The organism is Ruminococcus sp. RTP21204st1_B2_RTP21204_210225 (assembly GCF_040914135.1).
GTDB classification, from domain to species: domain Bacteria; phylum Bacillota; class Clostridia; order Oscillospirales; family Ruminococcaceae; genus Hominimerdicola; species Hominimerdicola aceti.
Map to the genome: position 1 here is coordinate 1 of NZ_JBCPGA010000117.1, position 1,376 is coordinate 1,376.

Annotated in this window: 2 protein-coding genes and 1 pseudogene; all 3 read left to right on the plus strand. The window is 44.0% G+C overall.

Annotated elements, in window-relative coordinates:
- Positions 1-204: pseudogene (locus AB5123_RS14345) on the plus strand (type VI secretion protein); the annotation flags it as partial.
- Positions 205-208: 4 nt separating this feature from the next.
- Positions 209-1,189 (plus strand): hypothetical protein, encoded by a 981-nt coding sequence (locus AB5123_RS14350; protein WP_117923520.1) that lies wholly within the window; start codon positions 209-211, stop codon positions 1,187-1,189.
- A 20-nt stretch (positions 1,190-1,209) separates the two neighbouring features.
- Positions 1,210-1,376, plus strand: a 167-nt coding sequence (locus AB5123_RS14355; protein WP_368365003.1) for a DUF6103 family protein, incomplete at its 3' end; no start/stop codon positions are given.

The following is a 1,376-nucleotide window of genomic DNA, read 5'->3' on the forward strand; positions in this document are numbered from 1 at the left end:
GCACATCATTTTCTGTTCAATCCCGGTAATATCTCTCCGACTGCATTTATTGATACCCTACAGTTGGAGGAATCGGAGTACAGTCTTATCAAGTATCCTGAAAGAGGAACTTGTCTGTATCGGTGTGGTAATGAGAGGTATCTTTTGCAGGTCATTGCTCCTGCCTACAAGGCGGCACTGTTTGGTTCGGCGGGAGGAAGGTGATGTAATGTCGGCGACAGTTGCGGCGGCTCTTAAAAAGGCAGCCGTATATATTCTTGGTGATGAAAAAAAGCGAGGCAAGCTTGTGACTGTGGTGCTTAGTGCTGCGGTGGGTTTGCTCCTTTTGCTGTGTGCTCCTGCGGTGATGCTTTCTTCTCTTGGGGAGGTCGGCGAGGAAGCTCAAGTGCCTGAACTTCACATTAATGCCGATGATTTTTACAGCTCTCTTGACAGTGAAAGCAGGCAAAGGCTCGATGATATCCGATCAGCAGGTAATGACATTGCAAACGCTATGGACGAAAAGGGTGTCAAGGTTCAGACCATAAAGGCTCAGCTGATATATATGTCTTACTTTGAAGATGTTCAGAATTTTAATGCTGAGTCATACGCAAATTTGTTCGCTAATGCTCCGAATGACAGCGATTTGATTGCGGCGATAAACTCGACTTACAGTTTGGATATTGACTATGATGAGTTTATTCGCACATACACTTTTGTGATGAACAGCACCATAAATGCGTTTATGTTTTCTGATACAAGCACGAAAAACTGTGCTGATCTTGCGGCTTGGGCTGATAATGCTTACATCTCGGGCTGGGGATATATGAATGGTTTTATTGGTGAAAGAAGCGAAACTGACAGGATACGTTATGCGGATAACGCAGGGCTTGTGCTTGGGTATCTAAACTACGATCCTATGGAAAAGGTGTTTGATTCTGCTTACAGCACATTGGTTTATACCGAACAAGGTGGTCTTGATACCATGCCGGAAGTCGCAGGCGTGGGACTGTTCGATGGCAGTAAACACGGGATTTATATCGGCAATAATGAAATGATTTACAGTTCGGAGGCTGTTGGATATATTACAAAAGACTTTGTTTCAAACGGCGGTTGGTCAAGCTGGTGTACCTATGAGGGAGTGGATTATCCGCAGGAGGTGACTGACGCTATTGAAAGTTTGAATGAGGACAGCTCATCAGAAAATTAATTTTATTGGAGTGTGATAGGTTGAAAAAATCAGTTACGGTAAGTGTAAACGAGAAAAAGCTCTCTGCGATAGAGATGTATCTGGAGCAGAAAAACACAACTCTTGCGGCGGAGCTTGAAAAGTATGTGGATCAGCTTTACGGCAAGGTCGTTCCGCAGAATGTGAGAGATTTTATTGATATGATGTC